Origin of the sequence: Bradyrhizobium xenonodulans, from assembly GCF_027594865.1 — a bacterium.
Lineage (GTDB): Bacteria > Pseudomonadota > Alphaproteobacteria > Rhizobiales > Xanthobacteraceae > Bradyrhizobium > Bradyrhizobium xenonodulans.
The window spans coordinates 6,634,743-6,658,667 of record NZ_CP089391.1; the positions used below are offsets into that span (position 1 = coordinate 6,634,743).

The window sequence follows — 23,925 nt, forward strand, 5'->3', positions numbered from 1 at the left end:
TGCGACCCTCGCGCTACATCGCCTTGACGATGTTCTCGGTGACCTTCTTGGCGTCGCCGAGCAGCATCATGGTGTTGTCGCGATAGAACAGCGGATTGTCGATGCCGGCATAGCCGGACGCGAGCGAGCGCTTGATGAACATCACCGTGCCGGCCTTCCAGACCTGGAGCACGGGCATGCCGTAGATCGGCGAGGTCTTGTCCTCTTCGGCCGCCGGGTTGGTGACGTCGTTGGCGCCGATCACGAAGGCGATGTCGGCCTGCGCGAATTCGGAGTTGATGTCCTCGAGCTCGAACACCTCGTCATAGGGCACGTTGGCTTCGGCCAGCAGCACGTTCATGTGGCCTGGCATGCGGCCGGCGACCGGGTGAATGGCGTACTTCACCTCGACGCCTTCCTTCTTGAGAATGTCGCCCATTTCGCGCAGCGCGTGCTGGGCCTGCGCCACCGCCATGCCGTAGCCGGGCACGATGATGACCTTCTGGGCATTCTTCATGATGAAGGCGGCATCGTCGGCCGAGCCGAGCTTGGCGGGCTTCTGCTCGCCCGAGCCGCCGCCGGCCGCGGCGGTCTCGCCGCCGAAGCCGCCGAGGATGACCGAGATGAAGGACCGGTTCATCGCGTGGCACATGATGTAGGACAGGATCGCGCCCGACGAGCCGACCAGTGCGCCGGTGATGATCAGCGCGGAGTTGCCGAGCGTGAAGCCGATACCGGCCGCGGCCCAGCCGGAGTAGGAGTTCAGCATCGAGATCACGACCGGCATGTCGGCGCCGCCGATCGGGATGATCATGAGCACGCCGAGCGCCAGGGCGAGGATGACGATCAGCCAGAAGTCGAGCGCGCTGCCCGTCATCACCAGCCCGACGATGAAGACGACGAGCGCGATTGCCAGCGCGATGTTGATGACATGGCGGAACGGCAGGATGATCGGCGCACCGCTCATCCGCGCGGACAGCTTCAGGAACGCGATCACCGAGCCGGTGAAGGTCAGCGCGCCGATGGCGACACCGAGCGACATCTCGACCAGGCTCTGCGGATGGATGTTGCCGGGCGTGCCGATGTCGAAGGCCTCGGGCGCGTAGAACGCACCGGCAGCGACCAGCACCGCGGCCATGCCGACCAGCGAGTGGAAGGCGGCGACCAGTTCGGGCATCGAGGTCATCGGCACGCGGCGGGCGATCACCGCGCCGATCGCACCGCCAATGGCGATACCTGATATCACCAGGATCCAGGCGACGCCGTCCGCCGGCGGATGGCTGGCCAGCGTGGTCGCGACCGCGATCCCCATGCCGATCATGCCGAACAGATTGCCCTGGCGCGACGTCGCCGGGCTCGACAGCCCGCGCAGCGACAGGATGAACAGCACCCCCGCCACGAGATACAAAAATGCAGAGAGATTGGCGTTCATCTCAGGTCCCCATCTGTCCCTTCAGCCCGAGGTGGCCGCTTACTTCGACTTCTTCTTGTACATCGCCAGCATGCGCTGGGTGACAAGGAAGCCGCCAAAGATGTTTACGCAGGCGAAGATGAGCGCGATGAAGCCGAAGCCGCGCGCCCAGCCCGAGCCGCTCGAAACCATGCCGACGCCGACCGCGAGCAGCGCGCCGACCACGATCACCGAGGAGATCGCGTTGGTCACGCTCATCAGCGGCGTGTGCAGCGCCGGCGTCACCGACCACACCACGAAATAGCCGACGAAGACGGCGAGGACGAAGATCGACAGCCGGAAGACGAAGGGGTCGACGACCTGTGCAACATGCTCCATGGCGATCTCTCCTTATGCCTTCGGCTGGAAGTTCGGGTGGATCACGGCGCCGTCCTTGGTCAGCGCGGTCGCCTTGACGAGTTCATCGTCCCAGTTCACGGCGAGCTTCTTCTCATTCTTGTCGACCATGGTCTCGATGAAGGAGAACAGATTGCGTGCGTACAGGCTCGAGGCCGAGGCCGCGACGCGGCCGGCGACATTGGTGTAGCCGACGATCTTGATGCCATCGAGGTCGACGACTTCGCCGGCTTTGGCGCCCTCGACATTGCCGCCGCGCTCGACGGCGAGATCGACCAGCACCGAACCCGGCTTCATCGACTTGACCATCTCGCCAGAGACGAGCTTCGGCGCCGGCCGGCCCGGGATCAGCGCGGTCGTGATCACGATATCCTGCTTCTTGATGTGCTCGGCGGTGAGCGCGGCCTGCTTGGCCTGGTACTCTTTCGACATTTCCTTGGCGTAGCCGCCGGCGGTCTGCGCGTTCTTGAACTCCTCGTCCTCGACGGCGAGGAACTTCGCACCGAGCGATTCGACCTGCTCTTTCGTCGCGGGCCGCACGTCGGTCGCAGTGACGATGGCGCCGAGACGGCGCGCGGTCGCGATCGCCTGGAGACCGGCGACGCCGACGCCCATCACGAAAACTTTCGCGGCGGGCACGGTGCCGGCTGCGGTCATCATCATCGGGAAGGCGCGGCCGAAGGCCTCGGCACCCTCAATCACGGCGCGGTAGCCGGCAAGGTTCGCCTGCGAGGACAGCACGTCCATCACCTGCGCACGGGTGATGCGCGGCATCAGCTCCATCGCGAAGGCGGAGACGCCGGCATCGGCGATCGTCTTCAGCGCTGCTTCGTTGCCGTAAGGATCCATGATGGCGATGACGAGCGCGCCACGCTTGTACTGCGCGAGCTCGGACGCCTCGGGGCGCTTCACCTTGATGATGATGTCCGCATCCTTCAGCGCGTCGGCGCTCACGGTGGCGCCCACGGCGGTGAATTCGGAATCCGGCAGGCCCGACTTGAGGCCGGCGCCCGGCTCGACCGCGATCTCGGCGCCCAGCGCCTTGAATTTCTTCACCGTATCGGGCGAAGCGGCGACACGCGGCTCCGACGGATCGATTTCCTTGGCAACGGCGATCTTCATAGGTCCTCCGGCGGCGCGAAACAGCGCGCACGCAAAACTAAGCGTTACTCCCGCGGCGTTCGATTACCGGTTTTGGCACCGGCTTGGATGCAAATATTCTGGGCAGCTGCTGCCGCTGGCGTGTGCAGCCGCCGACAGATCAGGTCAGGAAGATCGCCATCAGGATCACGATGAGCGCGACCGAGGCCGTGCCGTACTTCACCAGCTTGATGAAGCCCTCATAGGTCTGCTCGTGGGCAACGTAGTCGTTGCCGTCGGCGGTGGTGTACGCCACTTCGCTATGGTCAGCCATGTATTGTCCCCAGTCGAAAGTCGAATTCTTGGGCTGGGATACCGCAAACTTTCGGGCAGGGCAACGGCAGGCAGGCACGGTTTTGCCGCAAATCAGGTCATTTGGAATTCCGATTGCCGCGAATGGGGGAATCACGGCGAGCGCGAGCGTTCGATCCCGCTGAGCAGGATTTCGAGACCTGTCTCGAACGTGGCCTGAAAATGCGCCGACCGGAAAAAGGGCGCGGCCGCGGCAAGGTGCTTGAAGCTGGCGACGATGGTCTCATTGGAGACGGGCTCGGGCGACGAAGGCCCGCTGGCGTAGCCCGCCGTCTCATCCAGGGCCGCCCCCGTGAGGTAGTAGCCGAGCTCGCGAAAATAGATCGCTGCCTCGCGGTCGGAGAAGCCGGCGTCACGCAGGATGCCGATGATTCCGTCGATATAGGCGACCCCGGCCTGCGTGTTGAGGCGATGCACTGCGAAGAACGGGAAGAACGCGGGGTGCTTCAGCGCCATGGCGCGGAAGCCGTGCGCGGCCCGGCGCAGGCGCTCGCGCCAGTCCCATTGCGGCTCCATCGCAACCTGTGCCTCCGCGAGCATCAGGTCGACCAGTGCGTCCATCAAATGCGCCTTGCTCGGGAAGTGGTGATAGATGCTCATGGCCTCGCAGCCGAGTTCCTCGCCCAGTCTGCGCGTCGAGAACCTGGCCAGACCATCGCGATCGACCAGCGTCATCGCGGCGGCCGCAATCCGCTCGCGGGACAGCCCTCTGCCCGTGTCGCCAGCGGCCCGGCGCTTGCGCTGTGAAGGGGCGGCTTTCCGGCTCGCCCTGGCTTTTCTGGTCATGACATCCGAATCGATCCCGCTTGCAACCTTACACCGGAAGGCTGTATCGTGAAGTCTGACTTACACTGTAAGGTTGGAGCTGAGGCGATGTCCGCAATTGACCTGTTCGGCCTGCTGGTGCCGGTCACCTATCTGGCGATGCTGGGAATCGAGCGCCTGATTCCGGCGCGGCATTTTCCTGACATTCCCTATTGGCGGCTCAGGGGCTTCTGCTTCCTGACGGTGCAGGGCCTGTTGGCCACGTTGACCCCGCTACTGCTTCCGGAAGCGTGGCTGGAGCGGCACCGGTTGATGGACCTCACCGGCCTCGGCGTCGCTGGCGGCGCGGCGCTGGGCTATGCCGTGCTGTCACTGGTCAATTACGGATGGCATCGCAGCGCGCACACATTCCCCCTGATGTGGCGGCTGTTCCACCAGATCCATCACAGTCCCCAGCGCATGGACATGTCGGGCGCGGCGCTCTTCCATCCGCTCGAGACGATCGCGTTCTTCATGATCGCATCGGTGATCACGACGCTGGTGCTCGGGCTCGATCCGGTCGCAGCCGCCGCGACCGGCTACATCGCCGCCTTCTACGGCTATTTCCAGCACATGAATGTCCGCACGCCGCAATGGCTCGGCTACATCATCCAGCGGCCGGAGGCGCACTGCGTCCACCATCAGCGTGACGTGCACGCCTTCAACTATGGCGACCTGCCGATCTGGGACATGCTGTTCGGCACCTTCCGCAATCCGGCAAGCTTCGAGGGCGCGGTCGGGTTCGAGCAGCCCGCGACCGACCGTTTCGGCGCGATGCTGGGCTTCGTCGACGTGAATGAGCCCGTGGCCGGGCAGAACAGCCTCGGTCGCGGCCCCACCTCGACCGGCTAAGGCGAAGCGTCGACCCGCCCGCTCAGCCCATCGCCTCCAGCTCGTCGATCATCCCGGCGATGACCGAGAGACCGCCGTCCCAGAATCTGGGATCCTTGGCATCGAGCCCGAACGGCCGCAGCAGCTCGGAATAGTGCTTGGTGCCACCGGCGGCGAGCATGTCGAGATAGCGTTCGGCAAAGCCCTGGGCCGCGTTCTCATAGACGGCGTAGAGCGAGTTCACGAGGCAATCGCCGAACGCGTAAGCATAGACGTAGAACGGCGAATGGATGAAGTGCGGGATGTACATCCAGTAGCTCTCGTAGCCCGCCTTGATCTCGATCGCCGGCCCCAGGCTCTCGCCCTGCACCGAGAGCCAGATCTCGCCGAGCCGCGTCGCGGTGAGCTCGCCGTTCTTGCGCTCGGTGTGGACCGCGCGCTCGAACGAATAGAACGCGATCTGGCGCACCACAGTGTTGATCATGTCCTCGACCTTGCCGGCGAGCAGCGCCTGACGCTGCTTTGCGCTCTTGGTCTGCGCCAGCAGGCGCCGGAAGGTCAGCATCTCGCCGAACACGCTCGCGGTCTCGGCCAGCGTCAGCGGCGTCGGCGCCATCAGCGCTCCATTTTTGGCCGCCAGCACCTGGTGCACGCCGTGGCCGAGCTCGTGCGCGAGCGTCATCACGTCGCGCGGCTTGCCCTGGTAGTTCATCAGCACATAAGGGTGCGCCGACGGCGTGGTCGGATGCGAGAACGCGCCCGGCGCCTTGCCCGGACGCACCGGCGCGTCGATCCAGCGGTCGGTGAAGAAACGCTCGGCGATATCGGCCATTTTGGGCGAGAAGCCGCGATAGGCCGTCAGCACCATGGTCCTCGCATCGGGCCAGCCGATGACGTCAGTCGCCGCAAAGGGCAGCGGCGCGTTGCGGTCCCAATAGGCCAGACGCTTCTTGCCGAACCACTTCGCCTTCAGCGCGTAGTAGCGGTGCGACAGCTTTGGATAGGCCGCACGCACCGAGGCGACCAGCGCATCCACCACCTCGCGCTCGACGCGGTTGTTCAGATGGCGGGAGTCCGCGACATCCTGAAAACCGCGCCAGCGGTCGGAGATGTCCTTGTCCTTGGCGAGCGTGTTGGTGATCAGCGCGAAGGTGCGCTCATTGGCCTTGAAGGTTTTCGCCAGCGCTTCAGCCGCGGTCTTGCGCTTGGCGCCGTCGCGGTCCTGCAGCAGATTGAGCGTCGGCTCGATCGCGAGCTCTTTTGCGCCGACCTTGAACCGCAGGCTCGAAATGGTCTGGTCGAACAGCCGGTTGAAGGCGGAATAGCCGGTCTGCGCCTTCTCCAGGAAAAGCTGCTCGAGCTTGTCGTCGAGCTGGTACGGCTTCTCCTTGCGCAAATCCTCGATCCAGGGGCGGTAATGCGCGAGCTCGGGAGCCTGCATCGCGCGGTTCAAAATATCGTCATCGATCCGGTTGAGCTCGAGCGCGAAGAACAGGAGATGCGTGGACGCCGCCGTCAGCCGCTCGGAAACGTCGCCGTAAAACTTTGAAATCGCAGGGTCCACGCTGTCTCCGGCATGGACCAGACCGGCATAGGAGCCGAGACGGCCGGCGAGATCGTCGATCGCCTCATAGCGTCGCACGGCTCCCGCGAGCCATTTTCCGCCATCTTCGTTTGCTGTTCCTGTCGCGAGCTTGCCCTTGTAGTCCGTCTCGAACGCGACGCAATCGGCATCCATCTTGTCGAGATCGCGCGCCACTTCCGGCGAATCGATCCCGGAATAGAGGTCGGCGAGGTTCCACTCGGGAAGCTTGCCGGTCTTGCTCGCAGGTTTGGAGGACTTTGCCTTGACGACGGATTTCTTGGCGGCGGATTTTTTGGCAGCCGATTTGTTGGTCGCGGGCTTGCGGAGAGCGGTCTTCTTAAGTGCAGGCTTGGAGCGCGAATTCATTGTGTGGGAAACCTGTGTTCAACAAGCGCGACGGCGGGCGGGGGCATCAAGGTTTAAGAGTGCGTTAATCGGCTTCGGCCAGAGTGCCCCGATTCGAGACAGATAGTAGTAGCGTGCGGGGAACACCATGGCTGCCAGTATTTTGATCGCCGACGACGACGCTGTAGCCCGCCGGCTGGTCGAGAACATGGTGCAGAAATGCGGCTATGAGACGATCCTCGTGGACTCCGGCGACGCCGCGATCGCCACCCTCACCGCCCCCGACGCACCGGCGATCGACGCCGTCATTCTCGATCTCGTCATGCCGGGCCTCGACGGCATGGGCGTGCTGGCGAAAATCCGCGAAGCCGGCCTCAGCGTCCCCGTCATCGTGCAGACCGCCCATGGCGGCATCGACAACGTCATCTCGGCGATGCGCGCGGGCGCGGCCGATTTCGTCGTCAAGCCGGTCGGCGTGGAGCGGCTCCAGGTCTGCCTTCGCAACGCGCTCAACGCCTCCGCGCTCAAGGGCGAATTGCAGCGCATCCGTCACAGCCGCGAGGGCCGGCTGACCTTCTCCGACATCATCACGCGCTCCGAAGCGATGGCCGGCGTGATGCGCGCCGCACAGAAGGCGGCGGGCTCCTCGATCCCCGTCCTGATCGAGGGCGAGTCCGGCGTCGGCAAGGAGATGTTCGCCCGCGCCATCCATGGCAGCGGCGAGCGCAAGGCCAAGCCGTTCGTTGCGGTCAATTGCGGCGCGATCCCCGACAACCTCGTCGAGTCCATCCTGTTCGGTCACGAGAAAGGCGCCTTCACCGGCGCCACCGAGCGGCACACCGGCAAGTTCGTCGAGGCCCATGGCGGCACGCTGTTTCTGGACGAGGTCAGCGAACTGCCGCTGACGGCGCAGGTCAAGCTGCTGCGCGCGCTTCAGGAAGGCGCGGTCGAGGCCGTCGGCGGGCGGAAGCCGTTGAAGGTCGATGTCCGCATCATCTCCGCAACCAATCGCAGGCTGCTGGAGCGGGTGAAGCAGGGGCACTTCCGGGAAGACCTGTTCTACCGCCTGCACGTGCTGCCGCTGACGATCCCCTCGCTGCGGGCCCGGCGCGAGGACATCCCGCACTTGCTGCGGCATTTCCTGGCGCGCTTTGCCGCCGAGGAGAACCGCCCGATCACCGGCATCAGCGGCGATGCCGTGGCGCACCTCGCCCAGCTCGAATGGCCCGGCAACATCCGCCAGCTTGAAAACGCGATCTACCGCGCGGTGGTGATGAGTGACGGCGACCAGCTTGGCCTTGCCGACTTCCCCCTGCTCACCTCGCAGCCCCATCACGCGACAGACATCCCGACCGCGCCGCTGATGCTCGAGCCGATCGCCGCGCCCTCCGTGGTGTCGGGTGGTGAAATACCGATCGCACCGCTCCCCCTGGCGGGGTCCCTCTCCATGCTGACCCCGACCGGCGACGTCCGCCCGCTGGAGGACATGGAGAACGAGATCATCCGTTTCGCGATCTCGCATTACCGCGGACAGATGTCCGAGGTTGCCCGCCGCCTCAAAATCGGCCGCTCCACCCTCTACCGCAAACTCGACGAAGCCGGGGTTCCCGGACATGGCGGCAAAAGCGGTGAGGAGACGCATTGAGCCTCGTGCGAACGGAGGTTCTCGCGGCGCTGCGATGAGGCCGCAAGCCCTTCGCATCACGGCAAAATTTGGCCGCGACATGAACCGTGACTTGGAAGTGACAGACACAGGGAAAAGCGCGAGGCAGAGGCGCACAATCCGTTGCAAACAGGCTTCCTTGAAGTCAGTTTGTCGTGAGTTGTCCCGGGTAGCGCTGGCTGCAAAATCGGGGCCTGTATATCGTCTCGCGTAAGAATCGTTGCGTGCGGGCGTGCAACTTTCGAGAGGCCGGCGCGATCTAGCCGAAGCTCAATAGGCGATAACAAAGCTGTTCCACGAGGGACAGTTCACCCGAGGGGTGCGACACAATGCGTGACTGTTTGAACCACCGTGCAGGCTTTGACCGTGTCTTGATGACGGTCGCGGCGACCTTCCTCACGGTATCGGCCAGCTCAGCCCTGGCGCAGGATCAGACCCGCAGCAGCGCTGCCGAGCTCGCGATCGAAGCCGCGATCCCGCGCCCCGAGCCCGCAAACGTCCCGCCCCCGACCGCGTCCGACATCAAGCCCGACACCACCGCCACGGTGCAGGACTCCGCCAAGGAGCCGACGAAGGAACCGGTGAAGGCCGAAGCGGCACCGGCCGCCGACAAGGTCGAGACCAAGCCGTCCGACGTCGCCACGACGCCCGCCACCGACGCGCCGAAGAACGAAACCGCAAAGACCGAGCCTGCGAAGACGGAACCTGCCAAGGCCGACACTGCGACCGCAACGCCGGCTGCGCCTGCGGCTCCCGCAGCAGCAGCTCCGGCCGCCGAGCCCGTGAAGGCCGCGAGCAACGTTCCCGCCGCCGACCAGCCGGTCGCCGACAGACTGAAAGACATCATCGGCGCCAAGACCTCGCGCCATTTCGACCGCAAGAACGAGCGTGCGGCGATCGAGAAATTCTACGGCGCACGCGATTTCGCGCCGGTCTGGACGCAAGCCGGCGGCCTGACCAATGCTGCCAAGGGCGTGATCGCGCGGCTGAAGGATGCGGCCTCCGACGGTCTCAACCCGGCTGACTATCCGGTGCCGGACTTCGCCGCCGCCACGACACCCGATGCGCTCGCCGACGCCGAGTTGAAGCTCACCGCGAGCATGTTCGACTATGCGCGCCAGGCCCAGAGCGGCCGCATGCACTGGTCGCAGGTCAGCGGCGACATCCTCTATCCCGAGCACCCGACCGATCCGAGCGAGGTGCTTGCCAAGGTCACGACCGCGGCCGACGCGTCCGCGGCGCTCGACAGCTACAACCCGCCGCAGAAGCTCTACAAGGAGCTGAAGGCCAAGCTCGCGGAGCTGCGCGGCCAGGGCAACGGCCCGGTGATCGAGATCGCCGATGGTCCGGCACTGAAATACACCCCGGCCGGCAAGAAGCAGGCTGAAATCGTCGTGGAAGATCCGCGCGTGCCGCAGCTGCGCGCCAAGCTCGGCCTCGCCGAGAATGCCAGCGACACCCGCTACGACGCTGCGGTCGCCGAAGCCGTGCGCAAATTCCAGAGCGGCGCCGAGATGAAGGCAACAGGCATCCTCGACGACAAGACGGTCAAGGCAATCAACACGCCGAAGCGCGACAAGCAGATCGACGTGGTGCTGGTGAACATGGAGCGCTGGCGCTGGCTGCCGCGCGACCTCGGCACGCCCTCGCTGGGCGATGCCTATGTCATCCTCAACATTCCCGACTACACGCTGAAGGTGATGCAGCGCGGCCAGCCGGTCTGGACCACCCGCGTCGTCACCGGCAAGCCGGGCACGCATGCGACCCCGCTGCTCACCGAGACGATGAAGTACATCACGGTCAACCCGACCTGGAACGTGCCGCCGTCGATCGTCTACAACGAGTATCTGCCGGCGCTTCAGCAGGACCCGACCGTGCTCCAGCGCATGGGCCTCAAGCTCGAACAGAACCGCGACGGCTCGGTGCACATCTCGCAGCCGCCCGGTGAGGCCAATGCGCTCGGCCGCATCCGCTTCAACTTCCCGAACAAGTTCCTGGTCTATCAGCACGACACGCCGGACAAGAACCTGTTCGCCCGCGAAGATCGCGCTTTCAGCCATGGCTGCATGCGGGTGCAGAACCCGGATCAGTACGCGAGCGTGCTGCTCAACATCGCGCTGCCGAACGAGAAGTACACGCCGGAGCGCGTGCGCAGCATGTACGGCAAGAGCGAGATCGACCTGAAATTCCCGACCCCGATCCCGGTCAACATCACCTATCAGACCGCGTTCGTGGACGATGGCGGCAAGCTGCAATTCCGCAAGGACGTCTATGGCCGCGACGCGACCATGATCAACATCCTGAAGAACAGCCGCGGCAAGGACCTCGAGAACGTGGTCGCGCACACCCAGCCGAGCTATTCGCGCCCGGCAACGACGCTGCCCTCGGGCGTGGCGGTGGCCAACAATGGCGGCTCGTCCGGCCTGAACTTCTTCGAGCGGCTGTTCGGCGGCGGTGCCCCGACCCCGCCACCGGCCCCGGTCGGCCGCCGGCCGCAGCAGCAGCGGGTGTTCACCCGCTGAGCCTGGCTCGGCTCCAGCGCCTCGTTGCGTGAAATTCTGCAATGAAATCAGCGACCCCGTCCCCAGGATGCGGTCGCTTAACGTTAACCATTCTCCGCCCGGCCTCAGGGAGCGGGCGTTTTTTTGCCACACTCAGGCGTTTAGGATTGCAGCCTGACTTGGTTTGGGGGCGGGAAGGTCAACCTCGAATTAACCTTCTCGCTTTAATAAAGCGTTCATCCTCTTTCGCGCGCTAACGGGGTTGGCGGGAGAGTCCATTTTGAACGCTCGTCGACTGGGTGGGCTCATACGTGCTGACTGGTCTTGCACGCCAATTTGCTGTGCTGTCGTTGTCCCATGCGGGAGTGAAGGCCGGATCCCGGATCGGCCTTGCTGCCGTATTGCTGCTTGCTGCCGCAGGCTCGGTCCATAACGCCGCCGCGCTGAACGAGACCAAGACGCTCTCCTTCCACCACACCCATTCCGGCGAAGACCTCACCGTCACCTTCAAGCGCGATGGCCGCTACGACGAAGCCGCGCTGAAGCAGCTCAACCACTTCCTGCGCGACTGGCGCACCCAGGACGAGACGGTCATGGACCGTCACCTCTTCGACATCCTCTGGGAAGTCTATCGCGACGTCGACGGCAAGCAGCCGATCCAGATCATCTCCTCCTACCGCTCCCCCGCCACCAACGCCATGCTCCGCCGCCGCTCCTCGGGTGTGGCGCGCTTCAGCCAGCACATGCTGGGACATGCGATGGACTTCTACATTCCGGGCGTGCCGCTGGAGCAGATCCGCTTCGCCGGCCTTCGCCTCCAGCGCGGCGGCGTCGGCTTTTATCCGACCTCCGGCTCGCCCTTCGTGCATCTGGACACCGGCAGCATCCGGCACTGGCCGCGCATGACGCATGACCAGCTCGCCCGCGTGTTCCCGGACGGCCGCACCGTCCACGTCCCGACCGACGGCACGCCGCTGAAGGGCTATGAGCTCGCCAGGGCCGACATCGAGCGCCGCGGCAATGGCGACGATGCCGGCAGCAGCAAGCCGAATTTCTTCGCCGCTTTGTTCAAGAGCAAGTCGTCGGCTCCGGCCGCCATGAGCAGCGACGAGGATGACGAGGGTGCCCCGGCCGCGAAGCCGACCGTGGTTGCCGCTGCAGTCAAGCCGGCCGATCCGGTGCCCACGCCGCGCGCCAAGCCGCAAATGGCCGCACTCCAGCTCGCTTCGGCCGATGCGCAGATCGTTGCGCCGCCCAAGCCGAAGCCCGCGCCCGTGGCGGACAAGCCGGCTGCCGGCAAGCCGGAGACCCCGGCCGACATCATCAACGCCCGCGGCTTCTGGGATACCCCGGCCACGCCGCAGCAGGCGACACCGGCCCAAGTGGCCGCGCTGAAGGCCCGTCAGGCGCTCGCCGCCGCCACCGATCCGCAAGCCACCGCGAGTGTCTCCAGCGCGGCCTATCAGGCGCTGGCCTATGCGCCGGCTTCCGCCTCCCCGGTCGATCGCGCCAACGTCGTCGCCGCTTCCGCACCGATCCCGCGCTCCGCCCGTCCGGCCGCCTCCCGCAGTGTCGCTCAGGCGACCGAGATCAACACGGTGGTCGGCAAGAGCATCGACGGCAGGATCGCAACCGCGACCCGCCTCTCCGCGGCCAAGGGCGAGAGCATCTGGCTCAAGATCGTCATGCTGTCGCCGAGCGCCAGCCGCGCGATGTCGGTAACGCTGATGGGCGAGCTCGATACCGCCGCGCTGCGCGGCTATTTCGTCAAGCCGCAGGCCGTGATCGCCATGGGCTTTGCCGACGATCCGATGCAAGGCCTGTCCTGCGACAGTTTCTCGGGCAGCGCGACCGCGAAGCTCGAGATGACGTCGTTCGTCATGCGGACGGCCTCGCTGCGCTGAGGCGGGTAGCAGGTCCGCCTTATCTCTTCTTCCTGCCCCGCCGATCCAGATGATACGTCAGCGCCAGCGACAGGCAGACCGATAGCTCCTGTTTCGGCAACTCGCCCGCTACCGGCAACAGCAACGCCCGCGTCTGCCGATATTCGAACTGATCAGGGAAGCGCTCGCGGAACGCGTCGACCAGCGTCGTCTTGCAGTTGAAGAGGATGGCGGCGTGCTCGGAGTCCTTCAGGCGCCCGAGCCGGATCGTGGAGCCGCTGCCGGTCTCATCGGTCAGATAAGCGGGCTCGCCCCATTTCAGCGTCTCGGTGAGCTTGCCAACATCGTCGTGCGCCGCAGCGCTGGCGAAGATCAGGTCTCGCACCTGAAGCAGCCGCTTGCCGATCGGCGCGGGGAGAGCGTCGAACGCACGGCTCACCTCGCGCGGCAGCTTCGGCGCAGTCACGGCGGTCTCCGTTCACAGACGAAGTGTAACGCGCCCGACTTGTAACCCGGATTTCGCTTTCGCTCCATCCGGGCTCGGCAGTGGTGCTCGAGGCGACGCGCCTCAGAGCATGCCCAGCGCCTGCATGTAGGTCTCGAGGATCGTCTCGGCCTCGGCGCGCTCGTTGGGGTCCTGCTTGCGCAGGCGCACGATGGTGCGCAGCGCCTTGACGTCGTAGCCGTTGCCCTTGCTCTCGGCATAGACGTCGCGGATGTCGTCGGAGATCGCCTTCTTCTCTTCTTCCAGCCGCTCGATGCGCTCGATGATGGATTTGAGCTGGTCCTTGGCAAATTTCGTCGCGGGCTCGTCGTCGCGGACGGCGGCGGTGGTGGCCATCTTGGTACTCCAAATGGAACTGGCAAAACGAGGTGACGCCGGCATCCCTCACCGCGCGTGCTGGCAGAACCCTTAGGGTTGGCGCCCGTTGCGTTCAAGCAAGCATCGCGCTCGTCCACAGCGCGCCCACACCTTCCTGCGGCAGCTCGAAGAAAGCTGTTGTGTGATGCGACTCAGGGGCGCCGCGCCGGCAGGTCGCCGACGAGCCTGCTCAGTGCCCGTGGGGATGAACCTTCTTCATCCCCTCGATCTGCTCGGGCGTGGCCGTGCCCTGGTATTTCGACTTCCAGGTCTCGTAGGGCATGCCGTAGACGGCTTCCCGGCTCTCGTCCTTGCTTAAGCTCACGCCTTGGGCGTCGGCGGCGTCCTTGAGCCAGTTCGACAGGCAGTTGCGGCAGAAGCCGGCCAGATTCATCAGGTCGATGTTCTGGACGTCCGTCCGCGTCTTCAGATGATCGACCAGGCGCCTGAAAGCGGCGGCCTCGAGCTCCGTTCTGGTTTTGTCGTCGATTGCCATGGCTGGATCCCTGAATTGGCTCGGACCTTGTTAGGGTCACCCTTACGGGATCAGGTGGGGCCTGTCACAGATTTTGCCATATCGCGGCGCAAACGGCCCCCTAGGCCAAACCGCGGCCCAGTTCCCCGGCCCTACGCCAAATCGTCAATCATCTGGTATACGTTCCGCGACAATGATCGCCGAATCTCCCCGCTCCTCCCTTCGCCTGCTCGCCCGGTTGGTCCCGGTGCTGGTGGTTGGCCTGCTGTGCCTCTGGGCCAGCCCGGCCTCCGCCGATTTCCGGCTTTGCAACAACACATCGAGCCGGGTCGGCATTGCGCTGGGCTACAAGGACGCCGAGGGCTGGACCACCGAGGGCTGGTGGAACATCTCGTCCCGCTCCTGCGAGACCCTGCTGCGGGGAACGCTGGTCGCCCGTTACTATTACATCTACGCGATCGACTACGACCGCGGTGGCGAATGGTCGGGCCAGGCCTTCATGTGCTCGCGCGACAAGGAATTCACCATCCGCGGCACCGAGGATTGTCTGGCGCGCGGCTATGACCGGACCGGCTATTTCGAGGTCGACACCGGCGAGCAGCGGGCCTGGACGGTGCAGCTCACCGATGCCAACGAGCAGCCGTCACAGCAGCAACGCGTACCCGGCCTGCCGGGCCCGGTGGGGCCTGGTGGCGGCGTCCCGGGTTTGCCCAATAATCCGCCCGGTGGTACGCCGCCCGCCGGTCCTGGTCTCCCGCCAGCCCCTCCACCACCGTCTGGAAGTAAGCCATGAGGCGTCTTCGCCGTATCAAGATTCTCGCGACCCTGGGACCTGCCTCTTCGGATCTCGCGATGATCCGCCGCCTGTTCGAGGCCGGCGCCGACCTGTTCCGCATCAACATGAGCCACACCCCGCACGACAAGATGCGGGAGCTGGTGGCGACGATCCGCAACGTCGAAAGCAGCTACGGCCGGCCGATCGGCATTCTGGTCGACCTCCAGGGCCCCAAGCTCAGGCTTGGCGCCTTCGCCGAAGGCGCGGTGCAGCTCCAGAACGGCCAGACCTTCACGCTCGATTCCGACAAGACGCCGGGCGATGCCACGCGCGTCAATCTTCCGCATCCGGAGATTCTGGCTGCGCTCAGGCCCGGCCATTCGCTGCTGCTCGACGACGGCAAGGTGCGGCTGATCGCCGAGGAGACCTCGAAGGAGCATGCGGTGACGCGTGTCGTGGTCGGCGGGAAGATGAGCGACCGCAAGGGCGTCAGCCTGCCCGACACCGATTTGCCGGTCTCGGCGATGACGCCGAAGGACCGTGCCGACCTCGAGGCCGCGCTGGTCACCGGCGTCGACTGGATCGCGCTGTCCTTCGTGCAGCGCGCCGACGACGTGCTCGAGGCCAAGAAGATGATCCGCGGCCGCGCCGCAGTGATGGCCAAGATCGAGAAGCCGCAGGCGATCGATCGCCTCGCCGACATCCTCGAAGCCTCCGACGCGCTGATGGTGGCGCGCGGCGACCTCGGCGTCGAATTGCCGCTGGAGCGCGTACCGAGCCTCCAGAAGCAGATGACGCGCATGGCGCGCCGCGCCGGCAAGCCGGTGGTGATCGCGACCCAGATGCTGGAATCGATGATCCAGTCGCCAGTGCCGACCCGGGCCGAAGTCTCGGACGTCGCCACCGCCGTCTATGAAGGCGCCGACGCCATCATGCTGTCGGCGGAATCGGCGGCCGGCAAATTCCCTGTCGAGGCGGTCTCGACCATGAACCGTATCGGCGAGGAGGTCGAGCGCGACCCGACCTATCGCTCCGTGGTCATGGCCCAGCGGCCGGCGCCGGAAGCCACCGCCGGAGACGCCATTGCCGACGCCGCGCGGCAGATCGCCGAGACGCTCGACCTGCCTGCGCTGATCTGCTGGACCTCGTCGGGCTCGACCGCCGTGCGCGTCGCCCGCGAGCGGCCGAAGCCACCGATCGTGGCGATCACGCCGAACATCACCGCCGGCCGCCGGCTCGCCGTCGTCTGGGGCGTGCATTGCGTGGTGGCGGACGATGCCCGCGACCAGGACGACATGGTCGGCCGCGCCGGCCAGATCGCGTTCCGGGACGGCTTCGTCCGCGCCGGCCAGCGCGTGATCATCGTCGCCGGCGTGCCGCTCGGCATTCCCGGCACCACCAACATGGTGCGCATCGCCTCGGTCGGACCCGAGGGCGACGCGATTATTTGAGCCGCCTGAGCGCGGCAAAACAAAAATGTCGAAAACAACCCCATGCACAGTAGCCGGCCGGTCCGGCTAAAATGCGCGGGTTTCGTGAAAAGACCTGCTCGTGCAACGACCTGAGCACGATCAGGCCGCACCCCCGGTCGCACGCCGCTTTTTACGCCCCGACCAGCGCTTTCGTGGTCGGGAGCAGCGTCTGCTGCACCACCAGCCCACGCGCGCGGGCGTCCATGACGCCGACGGCGCGCAGCGCCAGCAGGGTCACGGTCTGGACCGCATCGCGCATCTTGATGGGATCTTCGAGATTGTCGGGCGCGAGCGGCCCGACCAGGGCCTCGTGCAGCGCCCCGAGCAGCGCGGTGGCGGCAAGCGCGGTGTCCTGCGCCGGCAAATGGCCGGCGCGCACGGCGGCGTCGATCCGCGCAGCGATCTCGCCCGCGATCTCGCGCCGGCTGGCGAGGCGGGAGGCGCTGACATCGACATCGACGGGCTCGGCCAGGATGCCCCAGGCCAGCCTGCGCTGCGACAGCGTATGGACCGCCACGGTCGTGACGGCTGCCGCCAGCGCCGAGGACGGGCCCGGCGCAGCATCGGCCGCCCGGCGGATCGCGGCGAGTTCGTCGCGCGACACCTCGGCGATCAATTCGGAGATCAACTCAGCCTTGGACGGGAAGTAACGGTAGACCGTTCCGGCCGCGACACTGGCGCGAACCGCGACCGGCGCGATCTGCACCGCCGCCATCCCGCCTTCCGCCGCAGCCTCCCGCGCCGCCGCCAGTATCGCACTGCGCCTGGCCGCAAGGCGCTTAACCACTTGATGCGTCCGCCGATAAACCATGGCGCGCTTCCTGTCCCACACGCCTGCCGCACGCCCCGCGGCCGAACGCTTCGTCACTGCATAGATGCAAATCGCCCCGCAAGGACTGAACAACTATTCAGAGTGGATGACAAGACGCAAATGCGTGGAGCGTCACGGCGAACGGACGAACGCGCCATGCCCGGCGATGCGGGCTGGAGGACCCCTGAAGAAAGAGGGTGGGGGAAAGCCCTGCCTGTAGCTATCCTTCGAGACACCCGCCTGCGGCGGACCCTCAGGATGAGGACTCGTTTTGCGGCGAGGTATCAGATCCTCATGGTGAGGAGCCTGCAAAGCGGGCGTCCGGACGATGCTCCGCATCGCCGGCGAAACATGCAGGCCGAGCAGCCGCCGGCCGACTGTACCACCCCAAAAGAAAAGAGCCCCGTCGAAGACGGGGCTCTCAAAACTGTCAGATCGTCCGGCTTACTTCAGGCTGGACGAGATCGAGCCAAACTTGGTGTTCAGCGAGGTGCCGAGGTTGTTGACGACGGTGATGATCGCCAGCGCGATGCCGGCAGCGATCAGGCCGTATTCAATGGCGGTGGCGCCGGATTCGTCCTTCACGAAACGCGAAACGAGGTTCTTCATAGACTGCTCCCAAAGAGTACACGAGGCTTACAAATGGTCTGGTCTATTCGGCTTCCCAGCGCCGCCCGACCATGGAACCGAACGTAGGGGCAAAGAATTGCGCCGCAGTTAATTCGACTGCGTAAACACCGGGCGCATTGCGTGTATTCGCCGATGGTAAAGAGGAATTAAAAACAATCCGTTAAATTGCAGGCATCCGCGGCAGCGTCTGCGCCCGCGGGTTTACCCGAAGTTATGACCGCGCATGGTCCAATGCCGCCCGCTCGGCCAACCCGACAAGAACAAGCAGGACGACGAGGCGGCATGTCCCTCTCCTTTGCCAACAGCACCGTGGTGCAGAGCCGCGCACGCGCCCTGGTGCCGCTCTGCGTCGGTGCCGGCGTTTATCTCTTTTTCTTCTTCGTCGGCGACACCCTGCTTCAGGATTCCGACTCGTTCTGGCAGATCAAGATCGGGCAATGGATCCTCGATCACGGCGCCCTCCCCACCACGGACTTCTATTCCTTCACGCGGACCGGCGAGACGTGGATCTCGACGTCGTGGCTGTCGCAGGTTCTGTTCGCCTTCTCCCATGCGCAATGGGACTGGGCCGGGCCCGTGATCCTCACCGCGATCGGGATGGCGCTCACGGCCGCGATCTTCGTCTATCTGCTCGATGCGCAGATCGAGGCGCCGCGCGCGGTGCTGTTCGCCATGCTGGCGTTGCTGCTGACGATCCATCATGTGCTGGCGCGTCCGCATATCCTGGCGCTGCCCGTCATGGTGGCATGGGTCGGCCTGCTGATGGCGGCTGCCGATCGCAGAAGTGCGCCATCCTGGCATTGGCTGCCGCTGATGGCGCTCTGGGCCAACCTGCATGGCGGCTTCGTGCTGGGCCTCGCGCTGATCGGCCCGATCTCGCTCGAAGCAGTCGAGCATGCCGAGAAGGGACAGCGGCTGCGGCTGTTCCTGCGCTGGGTGCTGTTCGGGGTCGGCGCGCTGATCGCGAGCTGCTGCACGCCCTACGGCTGGCGGACGCTGATGGGCGCGACCAACATCCTCGGCCTCGGCGAGCTGCTGTCGGTGATTTTCGAATGGATGCCGGCGAATTTTGCGACCTTCACCGCGTTCGAAGGCGCGCTGCTCGGCCTGATCGCGCTCGGCTATTATCGCGGCATCGTGCTCTCGGCGCCCAGGATTTTCCTGATCCTGTTCCTGACCTGGAGCGCGCTGACCCATTTCAGAAGCATCGAAGCCTTTGCCTTCCTGGTGCCGCTTGTGCTGGCAAAACCGCTCGGCGAGATGTTCGCGCGTCCGCAAGGCGACGCCGCTGGCGGCGACCGCTGGCCGGCCCGCACCGTCACGGCACTCGGCGCGCTGATGATCGTTGCCGCCAGTTGGACCTCGACCTCGCTCTACATGGCGCACCACCGCTTCACCTTCACGATGACGCAGACGCCGGCTGCAGCGGCGGATCTGCTCGAGAAGCTCAAGGTGAAGCGCATCTTCAACGCCTATCAGTTCGGCGGCTATCTGATCTCGCGCGACATCCCTGTCTTCGTCGACGGCCGCGCCGAGCTCTATGGCGAAAAATTCGTGATGGACTTCTTCAAGGCGACGGAAGGCAAGAAGCCCGAGCTGCTGCCGCGCCTGCTGGATGAATACAAGATCGACGCGACGCTATTGGTCGCCGATGCGCCGGGCCCGCAAATCCTCGACCAGCTCAAGGGCTGGAAGCGGGCTTATGCGGATGACATCGCGGTGGTGCATGTAAGGGAGAAGGTGGAGGGCGGGGCGGCGGTCGCGCCGTCGAATTGAGATGTCCTCGCGCCTCAAACCGTGGCTTCTAGGGCTCGCTTCCGTCTTTGTCGTTGCAACGCTCGTCTTGCATCAGTGGGATCGCCCCCGGTTCTCCCTGAACCCGTTTTGCAGCGTACGCTTCGCATATCGCGTGGACGCCACTATCGAAGTTGACGGCCGCCAGTATGCATCGAAAGCGTTCGGCGAACTGCAGCACAATCGGATCAATACCGGAGGCGGATGCCTCCAGCCTGTTGGGTCCATAATCGCATTTCGCCTCGCAGATAGTCGTCTTGTTCTTCTCTATGCAACGCTCTGCCGCGATGCGGTCGCTATCTTCTCCGGCGGGCGCAACGCCTCGCCAACCGATCAGGGAGAAGAGGAGACTTTCGCGGATGACAGCTTCGTTGTCGCAATGAAGGAGCACAAAAAGGTCGACTTGATAGCCAATTGCAACGGCAAATTTCATGACCGATACGACGGTTACATTGTCGACAATGCGGATACACCAACCAAGTGGCGAGGGTTTACTTTCAACGGCACGAGTCCGCGAGATCCACGGCTCCTCTCGGCCATCGCGGAAGGCGCCAATCTTCCGCCTGACGACAGCATCGAGATCATCGCTCCAGCAACTCTGGAGACAGACTTCAAATATAATAGATGGGAATATAGCCCCAGCGGGATGCTTTATTCGCGCCGGCGCGTCAATCAAAAAAATAGTTACACTGCGACAGAGGAGCGAACCTAAGTTCCCACTCTCTCGATAACTACCTCCAACCGAATTGACCACTTGTGATTTAAAGACCAATCGGTTTATATATCGTTCATGCCTCGCCCAGCCCCACCGCAATTGCCCCGCGGCCGCCCCCGAAACTTCGATGTGGAGGCCGCGGTCGAACGCGCGATGAATGCGTTCTGGTCGCGCGGCTATCACGCCACCGCACTCCCGGACCTGCTTCGTGCAACGAAACTCTCGCGGGGCAGCCTTTATGCCGCGTTTGGTGACAAGCACTCGCTGTTCCTGCGCGCGCTCGATCGCTACATCGCGGATGCCGTGACAAGGATGGATCTCGAGTTTGCGCAAAGCAGAGATCCGGTCGAGGGCCTGCGGGCCTATCTTGCCGGCTATGTCGAGCGCACCAGCGGCGCCAACGGCCGGCGTGGATGCTTGCTGGTGGCCACGGCGATGGAGCTGGCTGGCGAGGACGCGACCGTCGCACGCCGCGTCGCGGGTTTCTTCAAGGCGATGGAGACCAGGGTGGCGGGTGCGTTGTGCCGTGCTCAAGCGGCGGGCCAGCTGGCCAAGGGAGTCGATCCCGCGAGCGCCGCGAAAATTCTCGTCTGCTTCGTCGAGGGGCTGCGCGTGGTCGGCAAGACGGCACCGGCTCAGGCCGCATCGCAAGCCACCGCTGACGCGCTGCTCGACCGCTTCATCGAGTAGGCAATCCAATCAGGTCCAGCCATGAACACCTCCGTCATCGATTGGCCCATATCTGGACTGAATGATCTTGAAAGGAAGATGCCATGACTGCGATCCAGATCGTCTGCGCCGTGGCCGTTCCGCTGCTCTGGGGCTATCAGTTCGTGGCCATCAAGGTCGGCGTTGCCGAGTTTCCGCCGCTGTTCTTCCTCGCCCTGCGCTTCGTCGCCATCGCGCTGCTGCTCGTTCCGTTCGTCAAAAGGCCCACGCGCGAGCAGCTCGGCCCTGTCGCAGTCATTTCGATCTTCCTGGGCGGCCTGAACTTCGGGCTGTTCTATGTTGGCCTTGGACTTGGCTCAGGAAGCTTGTCGGCCGTCGCCTATCAGCTTGCCACGCCCTTCGCCGTCCTATTGGCCTGGCCGCTGCTTGGCGAGCGACCGTCTCTCACCACGTCTGCCGGTGTGGTGCTTGCCTTTGCCGGCGTGGTCGTGCTGGCGACGGGACCAGCCTTGTCGGCAAGTGCACTTCCGCTTCTGCTTGTGGTCGGCGCCGCCTTCGCATTCGCGGTGTCCAATGTCCTGACGAAATGCTACGGCCCTTTTGATTCCCTGATGCTGATGGGCTGGTCGTCGCTGCTCACCGTGCCGCAGGTCATGTCGATGTCGCTGCTCCTTGAACACGGACAAACGGCAAGCCTCGTCGCCGCGGATGAAATTGGCTGGCTCGCGCTCGCCTATACGATCTTCATCGGAGGAATCTTGGGATTTGGCCTCTGGTTCTGGCTGATCGGGCGCTGCTCCATGAGCCGCGTCGCTCCCTTCGGCCTGCTGCTTCCGGTGTTCGCCCTGATGTCGAGCGTGCTGTTCCTCGGCGAGCCCGTGACCCCGAAGCTGATCGTCGGCGGACTGCTCGCGGTGTCAGGCGTGGCGATGACGCAGGTCAGGCCGAAGGCGTAATCAATTTGTCCCGCGGAAGTCGCATCATGAGGAGCTCCGGAGCCGGCCGTCAGGCGGCAGCCCGCGGACCGATGCGTCCTTCCGTACCGTGGGCTCGGTTGCGTCCGTTGAGTATACGCAGAGCCGCTTCGTTCGATAGACGGCGCCGCTCTGCGCTTCAGGGCTCTGACAGATATCGATGACATAGCCGATGCCGTTGCGCGACGCATAAGCCATTCGCTCCGCAAGCGAATTCAAGCCCTCGACATCCGTCAACCTGCTTCGCCACGTCGGATAATACGAAGGCGTCAACATCGCCGATCCGCCGCGCTTGAAGTCGACCCAGACGCGACGATGTGAGACGAACTCAAACACACCGCCGCGATCGAGCGCCATGTCGGCGATGCTCACTTCAGCCCGGCCATCAAGCTCCGGCCTTCTGGGCGTGAGGAACACCGCAGTCAAAGGCGTACTGCGCGCCCACTTGCCGACGTCGGTCCATTCCGCGACCGCCTCATTGCAGATCCGGTTGAAGTTGAGGCTGGACCTGATCGCGAGCGGGTATGCGACCAGAACGGTCATGGCAAGCACCAGATAGCCGATGGTGCGCTGGCGGGATGGGGCTGGTCCCGGGACAGTTGCTCGAAGAGCAAAGATCAGAACGGCGAGGACGGAGGCGAGGCCAGTCCAGCCATCAAAGCTCAGGAACAGGATGACAAGACAGGCCGGAAGGAAGGCCGCGTCCTTGTCGCGCCGCAACCAGTTCGTCGCCAGTGCCGCAATCGCCAGGGCAGCAAGCAGATGGATGACCGTTCCCGATCGCAGGAGATGAAGGTTGAGAATAAGCGGCGATGCGGTCACGAAGGGAACGGCGATGCCGATCAGGTAGACGAGGATCGCGCCCAAATAGGCGGCCTGCAAATCAGAGGCGGGCCGGCCCGGCCAGAACAGCGCGAGCGCTCCGATCAGGGTGACCGCCGACAGCCCCACGATGTCGGCGAGCGATGTCGAGTCTATCAGCACATGCCCTGGAAAATACTGGCGAAGGAAACCCGCAAGGTCGAACGGATGGCCAAATTCGGGATTTGCGAGAAACCCATTGAGCACGACCAGCCCAAGCGGCACGCACGGGACGAGGCCGATCAGCACGCGCAAGGAGATTTGGCCGATCGTCACTTTCCGCTGCGACAGGTGACGGATCCCGATCAACACCAGCGGCGGAACGAGCCAGACCGCAAAGAAGGCGTTGATGAAGAAGATGATGCCGACCGCGATGACCGCTGTTGTGTAGCGGCCGCGCGCGGCAAAGTAGATCGCCAGCAGGGCCACGCCATTCGCCATCTCCGAATGGGTGAAGTAGTTGATGAACAGGCCGCCGGAGCCGGCGTAGCTGTAGCCGTCAAGAAACGCGGTGAAGCAGACAACCAGACTGAAGACGATCTTGTCGCGCCTCTCCGTCACCCCGAGCAGGGAGGCGCAGCAGAGCAATCCGACAAAGCTGACCAGCCGGGAGAGGAAAAACAGGACGAAGAAGAGCAACGGAACGTCGTCGACATATCTCTCGACGCCGCTCAGCATCAGCCAGACGCCGGAAGCAAAGTACCGCAACGACTGGATAAACCCGTCGTCACGATACTGCGGCTCGTTGTAGAGTCCTGCGACGATCGGCAAATGATAGAGATTGCTGGTCAGGCCGAAGACAAATCCCGAGCGCAATACGGAGATCGCCGACGCGAACAAGGCGATCGAAAACGTCTCGACCCGGAAGTTCGGGGTGCTCGTCGCGCGAGCGCGGCGGACCATGTCAGAGGTGACGTTGACGTCCGCCATCGGGGTGCCGGAGGGAGTGACGGGTGCGCGGCTCAGCCTCGGTAAAGCGCCGTGATTACCGCCCGCCTTCAAGCGTCTAGCTGGCCGGGCCCGCGGAGCGACGAAGA

General features: G+C 64.6%; 22 protein-coding genes. 10 read left to right on the plus strand and 12 right to left on the minus strand.

From position 1 onward, the window contains the following. Window positions 1-13: 13 nt before the first annotated feature. The 5 genes from I3J27_RS31600 to I3J27_RS31620 all read right to left on the minus strand — a co-directional run bounded on the left by I3J27_RS31600 (window position 14) and on the right by I3J27_RS31620 (window position 4,024). The gene (locus tag I3J27_RS31600; RefSeq protein WP_270162765.1) at window positions 14-1,411 is read right to left on the minus strand and encodes an NAD(P)(+) transhydrogenase (Re/Si-specific) subunit beta; all 1,398 of its coding nucleotides are present in this window, start codon (window positions 1,409-1,411) and stop codon (window positions 14-16) included. 39 nt (window positions 1,412-1,450) lie between these two features. Then, the gene (locus tag I3J27_RS31605; RefSeq protein WP_247507166.1) at window positions 1,451-1,768 is read right to left on the minus strand and encodes a proton-translocating transhydrogenase family protein; all 318 of its coding nucleotides are present in this window, start codon (window positions 1,766-1,768) and stop codon (window positions 1,451-1,453) included. Window positions 1,769-1,780: 12 nt separating this feature from the next. Next, the gene (locus tag I3J27_RS31610) at window positions 1,781-2,908 is read right to left on the minus strand and encodes a Re/Si-specific NAD(P)(+) transhydrogenase subunit alpha (RefSeq protein ID WP_270162766.1); all 1,128 of its coding nucleotides are present in this window, start codon (window positions 2,906-2,908) and stop codon (window positions 1,781-1,783) included. A gap of 139 nt (window positions 2,909-3,047) precedes the next feature. Beyond that, on the minus strand, window positions 3,048-3,200 hold the full coding sequence (locus I3J27_RS31615; RefSeq protein WP_008136857.1) for an aa3-type cytochrome c oxidase subunit IV: 153 nt from the start codon (window positions 3,198-3,200) through the stop codon (window positions 3,048-3,050). A gap of 131 nt (window positions 3,201-3,331) precedes the next feature. Beyond that, window positions 3,332-4,024: a TetR/AcrR family transcriptional regulator gene (locus I3J27_RS31620; protein ID WP_270162767.1), complete on the minus strand. Its 693-nt coding sequence runs from the start codon at window positions 4,022-4,024 to the stop codon at window positions 3,332-3,334. 87 nt (window positions 4,025-4,111) lie between these two features. Here I3J27_RS31620 and I3J27_RS31625 point away from each other — a divergent pair, with 87 nt between their 5' ends. Next, a complete protein-coding gene (locus I3J27_RS31625; protein ID WP_270162768.1) occupies window positions 4,112-4,894 on the plus strand; it encodes a sterol desaturase family protein in 783 nt (260 codons plus the stop codon). Between the two features lie 22 nt (window positions 4,895-4,916). On the opposite strand, the gene I3J27_RS31630 is transcribed toward I3J27_RS31625, so the two are convergent. Then, a complete protein-coding gene (locus tag I3J27_RS31630) occupies window positions 4,917-6,824 on the minus strand; it encodes a M3 family oligoendopeptidase (RefSeq protein WP_270162769.1) in 1,908 nt (635 codons plus the stop codon). 127 nt (window positions 6,825-6,951) lie between these two features. Between I3J27_RS31630 and I3J27_RS31635 the strand changes: the two genes are divergently transcribed. The 3 genes from I3J27_RS31635 to I3J27_RS31645 all read left to right on the plus strand — a co-directional run bounded on the left by I3J27_RS31635 (window position 6,952) and on the right by I3J27_RS31645 (window position 12,871). Then, window positions 6,952-8,448 (plus strand): sigma-54-dependent transcriptional regulator, encoded by a 1,497-nt coding sequence (locus I3J27_RS31635; protein WP_270162770.1) that lies wholly within the window; start codon window positions 6,952-6,954, stop codon window positions 8,446-8,448. A gap of 347 nt (window positions 8,449-8,795) precedes the next feature. Next, window positions 8,796-10,988 carry a L,D-transpeptidase family protein gene (locus I3J27_RS31640; RefSeq protein WP_270162771.1) on the plus strand — a complete coding sequence of 731 codons (2,193 nt, stop codon included), beginning with the start codon at window positions 8,796-8,798 and terminating at the stop codon, window positions 10,986-10,988. Between the two features lie 278 nt (window positions 10,989-11,266). Continuing rightward, on the plus strand, window positions 11,267-12,871 hold the full coding sequence (locus tag I3J27_RS31645) for a peptidoglycan L,D-endopeptidase MepK (RefSeq protein WP_270162772.1): 1,605 nt from the start codon (window positions 11,267-11,269) through the stop codon (window positions 12,869-12,871). 19 nt (window positions 12,872-12,890) lie between these two features. Here I3J27_RS31645 and I3J27_RS31650 read toward each other — a convergent pair whose 3' ends face one another. The 3 genes from I3J27_RS31650 to I3J27_RS31660 form a co-directional block, all read right to left on the minus strand. Then, window positions 12,891-13,316, minus strand: a complete 426-nt coding sequence (locus I3J27_RS31650; protein WP_270162773.1) for a DUF1801 domain-containing protein — start codon at window positions 13,314-13,316, stop codon at window positions 12,891-12,893. 102 nt (window positions 13,317-13,418) lie between these two features. Then, the gene (locus I3J27_RS31655) at window positions 13,419-13,691 is read right to left on the minus strand and encodes a DUF2312 domain-containing protein (protein ID WP_097659825.1); all 273 of its coding nucleotides are present in this window, start codon (window positions 13,689-13,691) and stop codon (window positions 13,419-13,421) included. Window positions 13,692-13,902: 211 nt separating this feature from the next. After that, the gene (locus I3J27_RS31660; RefSeq protein ID WP_270162774.1) at window positions 13,903-14,208 is read right to left on the minus strand and encodes a DUF1244 domain-containing protein; all 306 of its coding nucleotides are present in this window, start codon (window positions 14,206-14,208) and stop codon (window positions 13,903-13,905) included. Between the two features lie 172 nt (window positions 14,209-14,380). On the opposite strand from I3J27_RS31660, the gene I3J27_RS31665 reads away from it, so the two are divergent. Together I3J27_RS31665 and pyk are read left to right on the plus strand one after the other, a co-directional pair. Next, window positions 14,381-14,980 carry a DUF1036 domain-containing protein gene (locus tag I3J27_RS31665; RefSeq protein ID WP_270162775.1) on the plus strand — a complete coding sequence of 200 codons (600 nt, stop codon included), beginning with the start codon at window positions 14,381-14,383 and terminating at the stop codon, window positions 14,978-14,980. Then, a complete protein-coding gene (gene pyk, locus I3J27_RS31670; RefSeq protein WP_270162776.1) occupies window positions 14,977-16,413 on the plus strand; it encodes a pyruvate kinase in 1,437 nt (478 codons plus the stop codon). Before I3J27_RS31665 ends, pyk begins: the two co-directional genes overlap by 4 nt. A gap of 151 nt (window positions 16,414-16,564) precedes the next feature. Here pyk and I3J27_RS31675 read toward each other — a convergent pair whose 3' ends face one another. Together I3J27_RS31675 and I3J27_RS31680 are read right to left on the minus strand one after the other, a co-directional pair. After that, on the minus strand, window positions 16,565-17,245 hold the full coding sequence (locus tag I3J27_RS31675) for a TetR/AcrR family transcriptional regulator (protein WP_270162777.1): 681 nt from the start codon (window positions 17,243-17,245) through the stop codon (window positions 16,565-16,567). A gap of 444 nt (window positions 17,246-17,689) precedes the next feature. After that, on the minus strand, window positions 17,690-17,854 hold the full coding sequence (locus I3J27_RS31680; protein ID WP_014439808.1) for a Flp family type IVb pilin: 165 nt from the start codon (window positions 17,852-17,854) through the stop codon (window positions 17,690-17,692). A 303-nt stretch (window positions 17,855-18,157) separates the two neighbouring features. On the opposite strand from I3J27_RS31680, the gene I3J27_RS31685 reads away from it, so the two are divergent. The 4 genes from I3J27_RS31685 (at window position 18,158) to I3J27_RS31700 (ending at window position 22,009) form a co-directional block, all read left to right on the plus strand. Beyond that, a complete protein-coding gene (locus tag I3J27_RS31685; RefSeq protein WP_270162779.1) occupies window positions 18,158-19,651 on the plus strand; it encodes a hypothetical protein in 1,494 nt (497 codons plus the stop codon). A 1-nt stretch (window position 19,652) separates the two neighbouring features. Next, window positions 19,653-20,381, plus strand: a complete 729-nt coding sequence (locus tag I3J27_RS31690; protein WP_270162780.1) for a hypothetical protein — start codon at window positions 19,653-19,655, stop codon at window positions 20,379-20,381. Between the two features lie 156 nt (window positions 20,382-20,537). Next, window positions 20,538-21,074, plus strand: coding sequence for a TetR/AcrR family transcriptional regulator (locus I3J27_RS31695; protein WP_270162781.1), 537 nt, complete (start codon window positions 20,538-20,540; stop codon window positions 21,072-21,074). An 83-nt stretch (window positions 21,075-21,157) separates the two neighbouring features. Next, a complete protein-coding gene (locus tag I3J27_RS31700; RefSeq protein ID WP_270162784.1) occupies window positions 21,158-22,009 on the plus strand; it encodes a DMT family transporter in 852 nt (283 codons plus the stop codon). A gap of 24 nt (window positions 22,010-22,033) precedes the next feature. Here I3J27_RS31700 and I3J27_RS31705 read toward each other — a convergent pair whose 3' ends face one another. Continuing rightward, window positions 22,034-23,818, minus strand: coding sequence for a hypothetical protein (locus I3J27_RS31705; RefSeq protein WP_270162785.1), 1,785 nt, complete (start codon window positions 23,816-23,818; stop codon window positions 22,034-22,036). Between the last annotated feature and the right edge of the window lie 107 nt (window positions 23,819-23,925).